The sequence below is a fragment of the Lysinibacillus sp. FSL R5-0849 genome, from assembly GCF_038595075.1.
Taxonomy (GTDB): Bacteria; Bacillota; Bacilli; order Bacillales_A; family Planococcaceae; genus Lysinibacillus; species Lysinibacillus fusiformis.
In genome coordinates this window covers 846,641-862,014 of sequence record NZ_CP152004.1, presented here as the reverse complement: position 1 = coordinate 862,014, position 15,374 = coordinate 846,641, and the positions used below count along the sequence as shown (strand labels likewise).

Annotated in this window: 17 protein-coding genes; 8 read left to right on the top strand and 9 right to left on the bottom strand. The window is 36.3% G+C overall.

Annotated features, from left to right (window positions below):
- Positions 1 to 227: 227 nt before the first annotated feature.
- Both MKY80_RS03980 and MKY80_RS03975 read right to left on the bottom strand, forming a co-directional pair.
- On the bottom strand, positions 228 to 935 hold the full coding sequence (locus MKY80_RS03980; RefSeq protein ID WP_008174055.1) for a response regulator: 708 nt from the start codon (positions 933 to 935) through the stop codon (positions 228 to 230).
- Positions 936 to 2,537 (bottom strand): sensor histidine kinase, encoded by a 1,602-nt coding sequence (locus MKY80_RS03975; protein ID WP_089985231.1) that lies wholly within the window; start codon positions 2,535 to 2,537, stop codon positions 936 to 938.
- A gap of 400 nt (positions 2,538 to 2,937) precedes the next feature.
- Between MKY80_RS03975 and MKY80_RS03970 the strand changes: the two genes are divergently transcribed.
- From MKY80_RS03970 to MKY80_RS03960, 3 genes are all read left to right on the top strand, one after another.
- Positions 2,938 to 4,200 (top strand): dicarboxylate/amino acid:cation symporter, encoded by a 1,263-nt coding sequence (locus MKY80_RS03970; protein WP_036123616.1) that lies wholly within the window; start codon positions 2,938 to 2,940, stop codon positions 4,198 to 4,200.
- 134 nt (positions 4,201 to 4,334) lie between these two features.
- A complete protein-coding gene (locus MKY80_RS03965) occupies positions 4,335 to 4,538 on the top strand; it encodes a hypothetical protein (protein WP_012293071.1) in 204 nt (67 codons plus the stop codon).
- Between the two features lie 130 nt (positions 4,539 to 4,668).
- On the top strand, positions 4,669 to 5,217 hold the full coding sequence (locus MKY80_RS03960; RefSeq protein WP_342532119.1) for a GNAT family protein: 549 nt from the start codon (positions 4,669 to 4,671) through the stop codon (positions 5,215 to 5,217).
- A 33-nt stretch (positions 5,218 to 5,250) separates the two neighbouring features.
- Here MKY80_RS03960 and MKY80_RS03955 read toward each other — a convergent pair whose 3' ends face one another.
- The 7 genes from MKY80_RS03955 to MKY80_RS03925 all read right to left on the bottom strand — a co-directional run bounded on the left by MKY80_RS03955 (position 5,251) and on the right by MKY80_RS03925 (position 10,566).
- The gene (locus MKY80_RS03955) at positions 5,251 to 6,222 is read right to left on the bottom strand and encodes a S66 peptidase family protein (RefSeq protein WP_089985226.1); all 972 of its coding nucleotides are present in this window, start codon (positions 6,220 to 6,222) and stop codon (positions 5,251 to 5,253) included.
- A gap of 15 nt (positions 6,223 to 6,237) precedes the next feature.
- Positions 6,238 to 6,732 carry a GNAT family N-acetyltransferase gene (locus MKY80_RS03950; RefSeq protein WP_107921540.1) on the bottom strand — a complete coding sequence of 165 codons (495 nt, stop codon included), beginning with the start codon at positions 6,730 to 6,732 and terminating at the stop codon, positions 6,238 to 6,240.
- A gap of 117 nt (positions 6,733 to 6,849) precedes the next feature.
- On the bottom strand, positions 6,850 to 7,953 hold the full coding sequence (locus MKY80_RS03945) for a GNAT family N-acetyltransferase (RefSeq protein WP_107921541.1): 1,104 nt from the start codon (positions 7,951 to 7,953) through the stop codon (positions 6,850 to 6,852).
- Between the two features lie 131 nt (positions 7,954 to 8,084).
- A complete protein-coding gene (locus tag MKY80_RS03940; RefSeq protein ID WP_043989686.1) occupies positions 8,085 to 8,564 on the bottom strand; it encodes a hypothetical protein in 480 nt (159 codons plus the stop codon).
- Positions 8,565 to 8,570: 6 nt separating this feature from the next.
- Entirely contained in the window at positions 8,571 to 9,233 is a 663-nt protein-coding gene (locus tag MKY80_RS03935) for a TrkA family potassium uptake protein (protein WP_004224679.1), read from the bottom strand.
- Positions 9,234 to 9,386: 153 nt separating this feature from the next.
- Positions 9,387 to 9,842, bottom strand: a complete 456-nt coding sequence (locus tag MKY80_RS03930) for a TlpA disulfide reductase family protein (RefSeq protein ID WP_025113759.1) — start codon at positions 9,840 to 9,842, stop codon at positions 9,387 to 9,389.
- A gap of 181 nt (positions 9,843 to 10,023) precedes the next feature.
- On the bottom strand, positions 10,024 to 10,566 hold the full coding sequence (locus tag MKY80_RS03925) for a peroxiredoxin (protein WP_008174083.1): 543 nt from the start codon (positions 10,564 to 10,566) through the stop codon (positions 10,024 to 10,026).
- Between the two features lie 411 nt (positions 10,567 to 10,977).
- Between MKY80_RS03925 and MKY80_RS03920 the strand changes: the two genes are divergently transcribed.
- From MKY80_RS03920 to MKY80_RS03900, 5 genes are read left to right on the top strand one after another with little or no spacing between them, the layout of a single operon-like run.
- Positions 10,978 to 11,520: an XRE family transcriptional regulator gene (locus tag MKY80_RS03920; protein WP_008174085.1), complete on the top strand. Its 543-nt coding sequence runs from the start codon at positions 10,978 to 10,980 to the stop codon at positions 11,518 to 11,520.
- Between the two features lie 17 nt (positions 11,521 to 11,537).
- On the top strand, positions 11,538 to 12,644 hold the full coding sequence (locus MKY80_RS03915; protein ID WP_043989687.1) for an ABC transporter ATP-binding protein: 1,107 nt from the start codon (positions 11,538 to 11,540) through the stop codon (positions 12,642 to 12,644).
- Positions 12,634 to 13,443, top strand: coding sequence for an ABC transporter permease (locus MKY80_RS03910; protein WP_089985219.1), 810 nt, complete (start codon positions 12,634 to 12,636; stop codon positions 13,441 to 13,443). The genes MKY80_RS03915 and MKY80_RS03910 overlap by 11 nt, the downstream gene beginning before the upstream one ends.
- Positions 13,440 to 14,237, top strand: coding sequence for an ABC transporter permease (locus tag MKY80_RS03905; protein WP_008174089.1), 798 nt, complete (start codon positions 13,440 to 13,442; stop codon positions 14,235 to 14,237). Before MKY80_RS03910 ends, MKY80_RS03905 begins: the two co-directional genes overlap by 4 nt.
- Positions 14,234 to 15,307, top strand: coding sequence for a spermidine/putrescine ABC transporter substrate-binding protein (locus MKY80_RS03900; protein WP_008174091.1), 1,074 nt, complete (start codon positions 14,234 to 14,236; stop codon positions 15,305 to 15,307). The genes MKY80_RS03905 and MKY80_RS03900 overlap by 4 nt, the downstream gene beginning before the upstream one ends.
- The last annotated feature ends 67 nt before the right edge of the window (positions 15,308 to 15,374 follow it).

The window sequence follows — 15,374 nt, the reverse complement described above, 5'->3', positions numbered from 1 at the left end:
GTAACGTATTCTTTGCTATATGTATTGTCAAAGTAAGGTACTACTATTCATACTAGTAAATAAACTATTGCTCAATGTTACGCTCCTAAATTGCCAACAACAAAAAAGGCCATTTTCATCCCTCTATATATTAGAGAAATAAAAATGACTATATGGGCTCTATTTTTTAGAGTCACATACATGTAAAGGGGATTACTTTTCCACCTATAAATCTAGAAAACTAATGATTAAATATAATAACGATGAATAGGACGTCCTACACTTCCATATTGGATATCTACTTTTAATAGATTTTGCTTTTCTAAAAAATCAAGATAGCGTCTAGCTGTAACACGTGCTGTACCTATATAAGTAGATACCTCCTCGGCAGATACTGCCCCTCCACTTGTTTGAATATAGGCAAGTACCTTATCTAAAGTAGCTCGATTAAACCCTTTTGGTAGCTCCGCTATAATCATTGCTTCCGCTCCTGTCGTTGTAACGACAACTTGCTCCGGAAGACGTTGCTGCATAAGATGGTCTACATCATGTTGGGTTAAATCCTGCATACCGCTTATTTTTTTCCTGTAGCTTTGATAATTTTTTAAAGTTTGCTCAATCCGCTCAAATGTAAAAGGCTTCATAATATAATCATATACACCTAAGTGTAAAATACGTTGCACAGTGGGCATATCATTCGCGGCAGTTACCGCGATCACATCGACAGGAAGATGCTCCTCTCTGATTTTCCCTAACGTAATAATGCCATCTTGCTCTGGCATAAAAATGTCCATAAAGACAAGCTCAGGGGTTAATTGTTTAATTTTTTGAATTCCCTCAATACCATTACTAGCATAGCCAACTAATGAAAAACCTTGGATTTGCTCAATAAATTGCCTGTTCACTTCACGTACCATTGGATCATCTTCAATTAATAAGACATTTATTACATCCATCTATACTTCTCCTAACTCAAATAAAATTAAGAAACTTGTTCCTTTCATAAATTCACTCACTACTTCAATATCTCCATTGCCTTTTCTTACAATTTCATAGACTAAATGCAAGCCAATGCCCCGATTTTCATTAGCCTTTGACGAAAATCCATTTTCAAACATACGATCCTGTACCTCTTTGGACATGCCAATTCCATTATCGGAAACTGCTATCGCTAAGACGCCATCATGCTCATCTACAGAGATGGCTACATACTTATCTTCCTTCGAAAGGACATTTAAAGCCTCAAAAGCATTTTCGATTAAATTGCCCAGTAACACAACAAAATCATGGTGATCTAATAGAGGAGGAAAGCGTTTAAAATGGCTTTTTCGATCAATCTCAACCTCGATACCAAGCTCTTTTCCATAGCTTACTTTACTTAATAGCAAACCTGAAATATTTTCATTATGAAAGCGTTCGTTTAAAAATTTCGTCAAGGATGCTTCAATTTCAGTAGTGACTGTAACATATTCAAGCGCTTGCTTTGTATGTCCCAATTGTAATAGCCCAGCAATTGTATGAATCTTATTTTTATGCTCATGGGTTTGCACACGTAATGCTTGAACAAAGGCCTTTACACCTGTTACTTCCTCCGCAAGCTTTTTCACAGTTGTTAAATCCTTAAACATAGCAACTGCACCGACTAACTCGCCATTCACAATAATGGGTACACGATTACTTAAGATACTATGATGATTAATGTACAGCTCTTGATTATAAACAGGTGTTGCTGTTTCAACAATTTCAGGCAAACGGGTATCGGGCAAAACATCATAAATTTTTTGTCCAATACAGTCCTCTATTTTCCTAGTAACGCCTAAAATAACAGCCGCTTTCTCATTAAAAATCGTTATATTCATTTCCTTATCAACGGCTATTATTCCTTCATGCATAGCATTAAACGTTTCTGTTCTTTCCACATACATTTTTGCAATTTCATGAGGTTCAAGTCCAAACATTTGTTTTTTTATATGCCTTCCAAGTGTATATGCACCAAAAATACTGAAAATCAGCGAGATAACAATGGTAATCATAATTTCTCGCTCATAGCTTTGTAGCATTTCTAGCAAAGTTGGTAATGAATAGCCTACTACTACAATCCCCACTTGTTCCCTTTTGTCATTTATAATGGGCACAAAAGCGCGTATCATAACACCCGATTCTCCACGTGCCTTTGATACATAATAATGCTCACTAAATGCTGCATTTAAATCCTGCGACTCACTACGCTCTCCTAATTCCTTACTTACTGGATGTGATAATTTAATACGTTCCATATTCATCACAACAATATACTCTGCTTTATTAATCACCCTAATGCCATCTACTATTTTATTAATATTTTTCGCGGATTCTTTTATATTGTCATTGTTCAAATGAACACTTAACTCTGGTACATTCGATACGGTTCGTGCTACAAGCATTGCTCGCTGACCATAATCTTTTTCCTGTTCAGATAATAGGTTACCGAGTACAAAAATACCACCTAGTAAAAAAGAGAGTGCAATGATTAAAAATGTCACTAACAGTATTTTGCCGTTCACAGGCATTTTCATCATTCAATAGTTCCTTCCTTTCAAATTCGCATTCTCATTAGTAGTGACACACTTTTTATGATATGGTTTTAAGATTATCTGCAAAAAATTCTTTTGACAACACTTTAGTCTATATAAGTAGCAGAAAATATTGAATTTAATGAACAATATTATTATTTGATTATTTATAATGAACTTTATTATTACTTTATGCTTTTGTATTATAACAATAATATATTAACTATAGCGTACCATAACAGAGATAGTTATTGATTTTACTATATTTATATGTGGATATAAGGAAATGTACTTAATGAACGTTATGTTTCTTATTTTCTAAATCTCTTTTTTTATGAAGTATTCGCTATGATGATTCTAGTGAAAGCGATATCAAAGAGAAAATTTAGAAAAGAGGTAGCAAAAAATGAAGTTACTGAAAAATTTGACTGTTCAGGTTATAGTAGCTATCATCCTTGGGATTATTGTCGGAGCCATTTTCCCCGAGTTTGGTGCTAGTTTAAAAATCTTAGCAGATCTATTCATTAAATTAATTAAAATGTTAATTGCTCCAATTATCTTCCTAACAGTCGTTATTGGAATTGGCAGTATGGGAGATATGAAAAAGGTCGGGAAAATCGGAGGTAAAGCATTACTTTACTTCGAAATCGTTTCTACAATTGCCTTAGCAATCGGCATTGCTGTTGCTTTAATTGTAAGTCCTGGTACAGGTTTAGATACATCAGGTGCATCTGATGCTGATATTTCGAAATATACAACTGCTGCAGCTGAATCTGAGCAGGGCTTAGGTGCATTTATCTCTAGTATTATTCCCGAAAATGTAGTTGGCGCATTAGCAACTGGTCAACTATTGCCTGTTCTATTTTCTGCTATTTTATTTGGCTTAGCAGCTGCCTCAATCGGTGCACCTGCAAAACCAGTCATCACATTCTTTGAGCAAGTAGCAGAAATTTTCTTCAAGATTGTCAGTATGGTTATGAAAATATCACCAATCGGAGCTTTTGGTGCAATGGCCTATACAATTGGGAATTTTGGATTAAAATCTTTAGGTAATCTAGGTCTATTAATGGCTGCCGTATATATTACAATGTTTTTATTTGTTGTCTTTATTTTAGGCGGCATTGCAAAGTTCTTTGGATTTAATATCTTTAAATTTATTGCTTACATTAAAGATGAGATTTTCTTAGTAATTGGGACTTCCTCTTCTGAATCTGCTCTACCATCTATGATGCGAAAGCTTGAGAATTATGGCTGCTCGAAGCAGGTTGTAGGTTTAGTCGTTCCTACTGGGTACTCCTTCAATCTAGATGGGACTTCCATTTATCTATCAATGGCTGCCTTATTTATTGCACAAGCATATGGGATGGACCTAACTTGGATTCAAATCATTACACTACTTGGAATTTTAATGATTACTTCTAAAGGTGCAGCGGGTGTAACTGGGTCAGGATTTATTACATTAGCAGCAACTTTAGCTGCCTTCCCAATGATACCAGTGGAGGGAATAGCACTTTTAATTGGTGTCGATCGTTTTATGTCTGAGGCTCGTGCTGTTACAAATTTAATTGGTAATGGCGTAGCATGTGTTGTAGTATCAAAATCCGAAAAAGAATTTGATGTAACAATGGAAGAACGTGCCCTTCAAGGGAAGGCCACTATAGTATCCTAAGAAAAAGGGCAGTGAAACAGTCATGGCTGTTTCACTGCCCTTCTTATGTTTTTTATCCAAGGGTAGACTATGAATAACACTTATGTTTAAACTCTAGTAAAATGGTGAAAGTGTATAGTAAGAGGTGATCATAAATGACTAATAAAAAACAATCAAAAACTCGCTATACAAACAATCCCGATGTGTTGGATACAGGGAAGGAAAGTATTTTTGATAAACATGAGGATATGAAAACTGTTGATCCTATACCTGTCGAAGAACTAAATGAAAAAGTCAAAGATGAACAGCATAAAACGAAAACAAAGGACTCCTCTGCAACCGATAAGCGCTATCCGTAAAGAGAAATTTTGCCTAGAAGATGTGTCCACAGATGATAAATATCCCCTCATCTGCCTGTTAGAAAAAGTTGACCCCATTCATTCTGAGGTCAGCTTTTTTGTATACTCTAATGTTAAGGGAGGAAAACATATGCAATATACTATACCCATTTTGAAAACGGAAAGGCTACTTTTAAGACCTATTACCCAGCAGGATGTAGAGGCTATGTTCGTTTATACTTCTCGAGAAAACGTAGCCCGTTATGTTACATGGCATGCCCATACAAGTATAGAGGACACTAAAGCTTTTATGATGCTCATATTAAGTGGGTACGAACAAGAAAATCATTTACTTTGGGGTATTGAATATTCTGGGACTCTAATCGGAACCATCGACTTTGTAACGATTAATCACACACATAAATTGGGGGAAATCGGTTATGTTCTTTCGGAAGATTATTGGAATAAAGGATTAACAACGGAGGCCACAAAAAAGCTGATTGACTTTGGATTTAAAGAATTGAAAATCGTACGTATTCAAGCGAGATGCTTGGAAGAAAACATTGGTTCTCAAAAAGTGATGGAGAAATCCGGAATGCAGTTTGAAGGGCTGCTACGCAAAAGTATGTTCATTAAAGGACAATATAAAAATGTCAAAATGTACGCTATAACTGATGATGATGTAAGGAATCCATCATAAATAAAGCCTTGCCAAATTAGCAAGGCTTTGTACTTATAACCATTGTTCGATACAGTATATCTTTTTAGCTGTAGCATCTAGCCTCACTCGTTTACCGATTGCTATCGGATGCATAGGCTGTGTGTGACAAATATCCACTTCCGCCAAAATAGGTATGTTTATACCGTCCAATTGTTCTAGTAAAATATCAGATGGTTGGCGTCCGGTTCCTAGATCATCGTAACATTCATGCTTACCCAAAATAATTCCACTTATTTTGTCAAAAATTCCGTGCAATTTGAGCATCGCAAAATTCTTTTCCACGATCGCTGCATTTTTCATACAATCTTCCATTAATAAAATGTCACCTTCAGCAATGACAGGGAAATAAGGTGTCCCAATAAAACCATACATGGCATTTACATTCCCCCCCATTAGTCTTCCCTCTACAACTCCCTCTCGAACGGTTTTCCATTCATTCTTGATTACCTTTTTCTCTACTGTTTTCTCTAGCCAATTGACTGGCTCATCTGACCAATAAGGAGGCTTCTGTATTTCATAAGGGAGTGTTTGAGGCTGCAAGAAATACTCCTCAAAAAATTTGTATGTATCGTTGACTAATGGTTCAAACTCACCAAAGGATGGCACGAGCGCTGGACCATAAAATGTTGAAATACCAGTCTTCGCATAAAGTGCCAGTAGAATGGCTGTTGCATCAGAGTAACCTATAATCATTTTTGGGTTTCGTTGGAAAGCCTCATAATCAATATAAGGAAGCATACTATTGGAATTGGTACCTCCAATCGTAGACATAATAATATCCACACTAGGATTGCGGAGTAATTCATTTAATTCCTCTGCTCGTTTTTTTGGTGAGCCTGAGCGATAATAATCAGATTTGCCAGTAAGAGAACCTTCTACAATATGAAAATTTTTCTCTTCTAGAAATGCTTTTGCACGCTCAAAACGTTTCGACGCAGAAACCGTCGCTGGAGAGGAAGGTGAAAAAATACCGATAGTCGTCATCTTTTACTCCATTTCTTAGATAAGTTTTGACATGTAATATTCATTGATATATTGTCCATCCACATACAAGGAATCCCGTTTCGTTCCCTCTATCTCAAAGCCCATTTTCTTATATAAAGCAACTCCAGCCTCATTATTTTCCATAACCGTTAACTCGAGACGATGGATACCATTCTCTTTAGCCCATTGTTCTACATGATTAAATAAGGCTGATCCAATTTTTCTGCCCCTATAATGACTATGGATGCCAATGACAAGATAAGCACGATGAGCAATTCTTGTTGCTTCATTCCCTTGTGCAATTAAATAAGCCACCACCTTGTCATCTATTTCTGCTACGAATAATGCTGAATGACGGCTATGATAAAGCTTTTCTAAATAATTTGCAAATGTCTCGGGCTCCATTTTTCGCTCGCCAGGACCAAATAACATCAGATTGGATGCCTCCGCATTTGTCATAACTGCTATAATTTGAATACTATCATTTCTTGTTGCTTCTCGTATTCGCATGTAAAGTACCTCACTTCCTATTTGTTGTCTTTATCCATTAGAAAAGATTATCTAAAACCCCCAATCTCTGCTTTTAAAGCTTTAGCATGTTTGACCTGACCATAATCTTCTTCCCTTTTAATAGCATTGGATTTTAGCAACTAGTTTTTCATTGTTAAAATGAAGCGTCTCTGCATCATTCAGCGTATATGCCTGCAATGTTGCATTATTTTTTTGCCAGCTATTAAATAGCCTGCTTCGTTCAGGATCATCATAATGTGGACAAAAAGTTCCTGATAATATCCCTAGTCCGTTGTATTCCTCATAATGATTGTGTTGATTTTCACTAAAGCATTTGTCAAACCAACACATTGCCCCAGCACTCATGCCAGCTAAAATAACGCCGCTTTTATAAGCTTCCTTCAATAGCTCCCCGAATTGATAGGCATGCCATTTATCTAAAAGATGCTTGGTATTTCCTCCGCCTACATAAATAATATCCTGTGCCAATATTTTTTCTCGAATTTGTATGTCATTCATGTCCTCTTGCAAAATATGAGTAGCATCACAATGTGTAAAAGCTGAATAAAATTTATCGATATACCCCTGTGCATCATTACTTGCTGTTGGAATAAAACAAATTTTGATGCGTTCAGCTGTCTTAATTAGACTCAAAATATAATGGTCAACAAATGAAGGGATTTGCTGAGAGAATCCTCCGCCTGATATGGCAACAATTTGTCTAGTGACAGCACTCGTTTTTTTTAATTTATAGACCGCTTGCTCTCGACCAAATCTTTCAAGTACCTGTACTTTTTTCATCCCTAGCTTTTCGAGTAGTCGACAAGATGCACGATTAGCAGTTTGTGTCTCTGCCACGATAGAGGAGATATTTAAATACGTCAAACCTTCCTCAATCACTTGCGTTAGAACTTCAAATGCTAACCCCCGCCCCCAATACTCGGGTAAAAATTGATAGGAAAGTTCATACATCTCATGCTCATGATACTCATCGATGGATACAAGGCCTATAAATTCCCCTGTTTTCTTTAATGAGATATAAAAATATGTATTAGGAAATGGTGCCTCTAGCATGCCTCTAAAGGAAGCTTCGATATAGTTTTTTTGTGGAATTCCTCCAAGATACTCTCTGACGCTTTCATTTGTGTAGAGCCCTTGAATATCCATGAAATGTTTTGATTGTATACGTTCGATCACACATCGATTAGACATAAACCTCATGTATTTTACCCCCTTCTTTATGTCACAGTTTAATCGAACTGCCATACTGAAATCAAACATTTTTTCCAAATATTACTTTTCTATAAACTAAAAAATAGTGACCAGCCATACGTGCTGTGTCACTACCTTCATTAATGTTGATATTGCTCAAGTAAACGTTGAGTATTGGTTGATTGTTCTAAAACTTTTTTCTCTTGAGCCCAATAAATCATATATTGATCGTCACCGATTGGAAAAACCATTTGTTGCAATTCTTCGCTTAGCTCAGAGCTAATCGCTACCTTTAAAATGTCCACTTCATAAAGCGGTTTGTCCTTTATTTTATAAACAATATGATAGGCGGGCTCTTCTTCAAAAATTGCTCGTTCTTTTTTAGAAAGCTTCTTTACATGACTTAAAGGGTATTTTTCAATAAAGTTCTTCGCCTCGCCGTCAGACCCTCGAAATACCGTTTGTTCCCCTTGGAATAATTCGATTGAATCAATTTTTGTAGCTTCATTTAAAATAAGAGAAATCGCTTCCTGCTCATTTTTTTCACGAGATTGCATAACAAAAATTCCGATCAGTAAAATAGCCGCAAATATAATTAGTCTCCATCTTCGTTTTGTCATTGCCAATTACCCATTCAATGCCTTTTTTACAAAACGATTTATATCAACATCAGCACCAATTACAAGCATAATATCTCCCAATAAAATCTTATCACTTGCTTGAGGTGATACGATAATATCAGCACCACGCTTAATCCCTACGATGTTAATCCCATATTTAGCTCGAATATCTAAATCCATAATCGAATATCCGGCAATAGCATCATTCGCCTTTAATTCCATAATAGAGTGTTCATCTGAAAGCTCTAAATAATCTAGTACTGTATTCGATAGCATATTATTGGCAATACGAATACCCATATCTCTTTCAGGATGGACTACAAAGTCGGCACCAATTTTCCGCAATACCTTCTCATGGTAATCATTTTGAGCCTTTACTGTAATTTGCTCAACACCAATTTCTTTTAAAATAATGGTTGTTAAAATACTTGCTTGAATATCTTCACCAATTGCTACAATCACATGTTCAAAATTACGAATACCTAATGAATTTAGAACCGATTCATCTGTTGAATCTGCAATGACGGCTTGTGTAGCAATAGAAGCAAATTCGTCTACACGCTCTGAAGAATGGTCGATTGCCATCACTTGAGCACCCTGACTCATTAATTCACGAACTATACTCCCCCCAAAACGTCCAAGCCCAATGACCGCAAACTCTTTTTTCATCATAAAAAATCCCTCCGAAAACTACTATACCATCATTGTAGCGTATTCTTTGCGATATGTATTGTCAAAACAAGACGCGGTTCGTCATTGTTGGACAACGCTTCAAACATAAAAAAAGACGAGGACCTAAATCCCCGTCATCACTAACTATGATTATTCAGCGTTACGCATTTCGTCTAGTACGCGATTTACACGTTTTTCTAACATTTTCATACCGCTACCACCAGCTTGCATATGGCGCAGCTGACCATCTTTATCGAACACAAAATAAGCAGGTACATATTGATTTTCAAAAGCATCTGTTAACTTCATTTCGCTATCCACAAAGATTGGTTGCGCAATGTCATGCTCAGCCGCTACTGCCTTAATCGTCTCTAAATCAGTATCTGCTTCAGAACGTGGCATATGTACTGCTACAACATTTAGCTCATCTTTATATTGATCACGGAAATTATTAACATCTGGCATAGCTTCTTTACATAAATGACAGCTCACTGACCAGAAATGGATTAATGTTGGTTTTTTGCCTACTAGTTCTGCTTTTGTTACTTCACCATTTAACCAAGTTGTTGCGCCAACTAGCTCTGGCATTTGTTCACGAAGTTTCATGAAAAATCCTCCTCTATTAAATCGTTGTTCTTTAGATACATTAAATGTTGGGTAAAACTCCTCCCAAAAAATATTGCCATCTAAGATAAAGTAAATTAGCACTCGCCACTTCACTTAAAAGTCCCCACAAGCATGTCGTGGGGACTCTTTATTTGTTACATCATGACGCAACTCTATTTTATTATAGAGTTGCTTGACCTGGACGCCAGTTTGCTGGGCAAAGACCGCCAGTTTGTAATGCTTGAAGTACACGTAACGTTTCATCAACATCACGGCCGATGTTATTATCGAATACTGTTTGGTATTTTAATTCACCTTCTGGATTAATGATGAATAAGCCACGTAGCGCGATACCTTCTTCTTCAATTAACACACCGTAATCTTTAGAAACTTGGTGGTTTGTATCCGCAGCTAATGGATATTTTAATTCACCAAGACCATTTTGAGTGCGGTCTGTATTAATCCACGCTAAGTGAGTGTGGATTGTATCAGTAGAAACACCGATTACTTCTGCATCTAAGTCTTCGAACTCGTCATAACGATCGCTCATTGCAGTGATTTCTGTTGGACATACAAATGTGAAGTCCATTGGATAGAAGAAAAGTACTGTCCATTTATCTTGTGCTTTAATATCTTCTAATGATACTTTACCAAATGATTTGTCTGAAAGTACTGCTTCCATTGTAAAGTCAGGTGCTTGTTTACCTACCATGCGTTCTGCCATAATAAATCCCTCCGAATAAATATGTAGTTTATATATTCTATTCCATTCGCACAAGCGAACTCGTCTTCTACGATAGCAGAGTAAACGTAGTTTTTCAAACAAGTAAGCTCCGCCCCATTACCCGATTGTAGTGAGTCGACAAAAAATCGTCAAATCCAAAATTGGAATTTCTGCTACATCCTATTTATTAGCTATTTTTGACAACTATATTCTCCTTTATACAAATTTTTTCTCCACTACATTTATGACTCCTTTTTTAACATTTTACAGCGATTTTTTTCATAAAAAACGATTGCAAATTTTTATTTATTATGTATAATTGTAATGGTTTTAGTAAACTAAAAGTTTCGTTAAAGTAAACTTCATATTTCAAAAGTTTATCATTGCTAAACTTCTTCTAGGAGGGAAAAGATGCAAATAGGAGCAAAAATTAAAGCGCTTCGTTTAAAAAAAGGTCTTACCCAAGAGGAACTTGGAGAACGTACAGATTTAAGTAAGGGCTATATTTCCCAATTAGAACGTGATTTGAATTCACCTTCTATTGAAACACTTTTTTCTATATTAGAAGTGTTAGGGTCGACACCTAAGGAATTTTTTGATGATGGAACACCTGAACAAAAGGTTGTTTATACAGAGGAAGATCAGTCCATCTTTACGGATGAAGAAAAAAAATACGAAATTCAATGGCTCATCCCTACATCCAACGAAAAAGAAATGGAGCCTATTTTCTTAACATTTGAAGCCAATGGCGAATTCAAGCAATTTGAGCCATCACTCTCGGAAACATTTATTTATGTAGTGAAAGGGCGTATTCGTCTCGTTTTAGGGAATGAACAATATATCGCTAGTGAAGGCAATGCTCTTTATTTTGACGCGACAGACCATCACCAAATTTTTAATGCACATGCTGCTGAAACGAAAATTTTACTCGTTGCAACGGATTCATATTTATAGCTTAAGGAGGCGCATCAATGACAATGAATTCCATTATCCGTTTTGAAAATGTATCCAAGTCTTATAGTGACGGAACAGTTGTCTTAAAGAATATTAACTTGGAGCTTGAAAAGGGCAAATTTTATACTCTCCTTGGCCCATCTGGTTGTGGGAAAACAACCATTTTACGAATTATTGCTGGTTTCACAGAGCCTACAACAGGGGATGTGTTTTTCCATGATAAAAAAATAAATTCTGTTCCTGCCAATGAACGTCAGGTGAATACTGTTTTTCAAGATTATGCGCTGTTCCCTCATTTAAATGTATTTGAAAACGTCGCATTCGGACTACGTATTAAGAAGTTACCTGAAAAGGAAATTAAAGAACGTGTTGCGGAGGCTTTAAAATTTGTCAATTTAGCAGGCTATGGCAATCGTGAAATCTCCGAAATGTCTGGTGGTCAGCGTCAGCGTGTAGCGATTGCACGTGCTATCGTTAACGACCCTGAAGTAATTTTACTGGATGAACCACTTTCAGCATTAGACTTGAAATTACGTACAGAAATGCAATACGAATTACGTGAATTACAGCAACGTCTTGGCAAAACCTTTGTTTTCGTTACGCATGATCAGGAAGAAGCACTCGCTATGAGTGATGAAATTTTTGTTTTAAGTGAAGGACAAATTCAACAATCTGGTACACCAGTAGATATTTATGATGAACCTATTAATCGCTTCGTAGCAGATTTCATCGGTGAATCCAATATAGTGCCTGGTGTCATGATAGAAGATTTCAAGGTTGAATTTGCGGGTAAGATTTTCGAATGTGTTGACCAAGGTATGAAACCAAATGAGAAAATTGATATCGTTATACGCCCTGAGGATTTAGAAATGACGACTATTGATAAGGGGAAACTTGTTGTTAAAGTAGATACACAATTATTCCGTGGCGTCCATTATGAGCTATCTACGTATGATAAAGATGGCAATGAATGGCTAGTCCATTCGTTGAAAAAAGCTGAAGTAGGGACAGAAATTGGCTTAGACTTTGATCCAGAGGCGATTCATGTAATGCGCTTAAATGAAACAGAGGAAGAGTTCGATAAACGATTAGAATCGTACGGAGACGACGAAGATGCAAGCTAAGACAGCAAAATCAGCGTTATTTCCATATGTTTTATGGATTGCCCTTTTTGTTATCGCGCCGATTGCACTCGTTGTTTATTATTCCCTACTCGATTTACATGGCAATTTCACGCTCGATAATTATAAAGCGTTCTTCACTTCTGTTTACTTAAAAATGACATTAAGCTCGTTCTGGTATGCATTTTTAATTACATTCTTTACATTATTAATTTCATATCCAACTGCTTACTTTTTAACAAAAACGAAACACAAGCAGCTTTGGTTATTGCTTATTATTATTCCTTCATGGATTAATTTATTGTTAAAAACATATGCCTTTATCGGTATCTTTGGTTTATACGGGCCGATCAATGCATTTATCGAAGTGTTTGGCTTTGATCCAAAGCAAATGCTCTTTACAGATATTAGCTTTGTTTTTGTATCCGTGTATATTTTTATTCCGTTTATGATTTTACCGATCTTTAACTCTTTAGATCGTTTAAATCCAACACTTATTTATGCGTCTCGTGATTTAGGCGCATCTGCTTTTACAACGTTCCGTCGCGTTGTTTTGCCATTGACAATGGATGGCGTTAAATCAGGTATTCAGGTTGTCTTTATCCCTGCTCTATCACTTTTCATGATTACTCGCTTAATTGCAGGAAATCGTGTTATCACCCTTGGTACAGCGATTGAGCAGCAATTCCTTGTGACACAAAATTGGGGAATGGGTTCAACTATTGCCGTGTTCTTAATTTTATTTATGGTAATCATTATGCTTATTACGGGACAAAAAGATAAAGGAGGTCGCGTACGATGAACAAACTTTCTGCATCAGCCAAAGTCTATTTAACGATTGTTTTTATCGTTCTGTATGCACCCATTCTCTATTTAATCTTTTACTCGTTCAATAGTGGTGGCTCCATGAATAACTTTGAGTCCTTTACTTTAGAGCATTATCAGGCTGTTTTTGAAGATTCAAGGCTACTTGTTATTTTAATTAATACCGTTATCGTAGCATTACTTTCAGCTCTAATTTCTACTATTATTGGAACGTTAGGAGCAATCGGTATTGTAACAGTCAAGGATTCAAAAATGCGTAATACATTATTGTCCTTAAACAATGTTTTAATTGTCAGTCCAGATGTCATCATTGGTGCAAGCTTTTTAATCTTATTTACAATGGTGGGCATTAAATTAGGCTTTGCTTCAGTATTATTAGCACACGTAGCGTTTAGTGTACCCATTGTAGTGTTAATGGTTTTACCTAAATTGTTAGAAATGAATAAATCACTAATTGATGCGGCATTAGATTTAGGAGCAACCAAAAAGGATATTATGATGCGTGTCATTTTACCTTATATTCAGCCAGGTATTTTTGCAGGTTTCTTCCTAGCTCTTACGTATTCATTAGATGATTTTGCAGTGACATTTTTCGTAACCGGCAATGGCTTCAGTACATTATCGGTAGAAATCTACTCGATGGCTCGCGCGGGAATATCTCTAACAGTTAACGCTATTTCCGGTTTAGTATTCTTTGTAACAGTTATCGTTGTGGTTGGCTATTACTTCATTACAAGTCGCACAAGCAAAAGAACGGAGGGACAACAATGAAGTCATTAATTCAAGCGACCATCGCTATACTTGTTGTTTCTGCCCTTTTATTTTATGCTGCTGACGCCTTAAGTGCGGGTGGAGGAAAAAGTGGAAAAGACACTTTAACCATCTTTAACTGGGGAGAGTATATTGATCCTGATCTATTGAAAGAGTTTGAAAAAGAAACAGGTATTCATGTCATTTATGAAACATTTGATTCCAATGAAGCTATGATGACTAAAATACAGCAAGGTGGTACAGCGTATGATATTGCTGTCCCTTCTGAGTATATGATTGAAAAAATGAAGGAAGATAATTTATTGATTCCTTTAGACAAAGCAAAAATCCCGAATTTTAAAAATATCGATCCATACTTTTTAGATTTACCATTCGATGATAACAATCAATTTTCAGTTCCTTACTTCTGGGGAACAGTAGGAATTGTATATAATCCAAAGCTAGTTGGGAACTTAGATTTCTCCTCCTGGGACGATTTATGGGATCCTTCATTAAAAAGAAAAGTATTTTTAGTAGACGGTGCCCGCGAAGTGATTGGGATGGGTTTAAATAGTCTTGGACACTCCTTGAATTCATTGGATAACGATGAATTGCGTGAAGCAACTGACAAGCTGATTACACTTGCGCCAAACGTAAAAGCGATCATTGGGGATGAAATTACACCATTAATGATCAATAATGAAGCATCAGTGGCCCTCACTTGGTCTGGTCAGGCAGCGGACATGATGTCTGAAAATGAAGAGTTGGACTTTGCTGTTCCTGAAGAGGGCTCCAATTTATGGTTCGATAATATGGTTATACCAAAAACCTCAAAAAATATTGATGGTGCACATGCCTTTATCAATTTTATGCTAAGTGCTGAATCTGGTGCTCAAAATGCCGATTATGTTGGCTATTCGACGCCTAATATCGCTGCGATGGACTTAATGGACCCTGAAGTAGTTGCTGATGAACGCTATTACCCTTCTGAAGAGCAACGTGATACATTAGAGGTCTATAAAAACTTAGGCCCAGATTACTTAGGTAAATATAATGAGCTGTTTTTAGAATTTAAAATGAGTATTCGATAATTTATAAGAGCGAATTGGTCTAGAAACCAATTCGCCCTTTTTATGTAAGCATTCAGTTGTATTACTA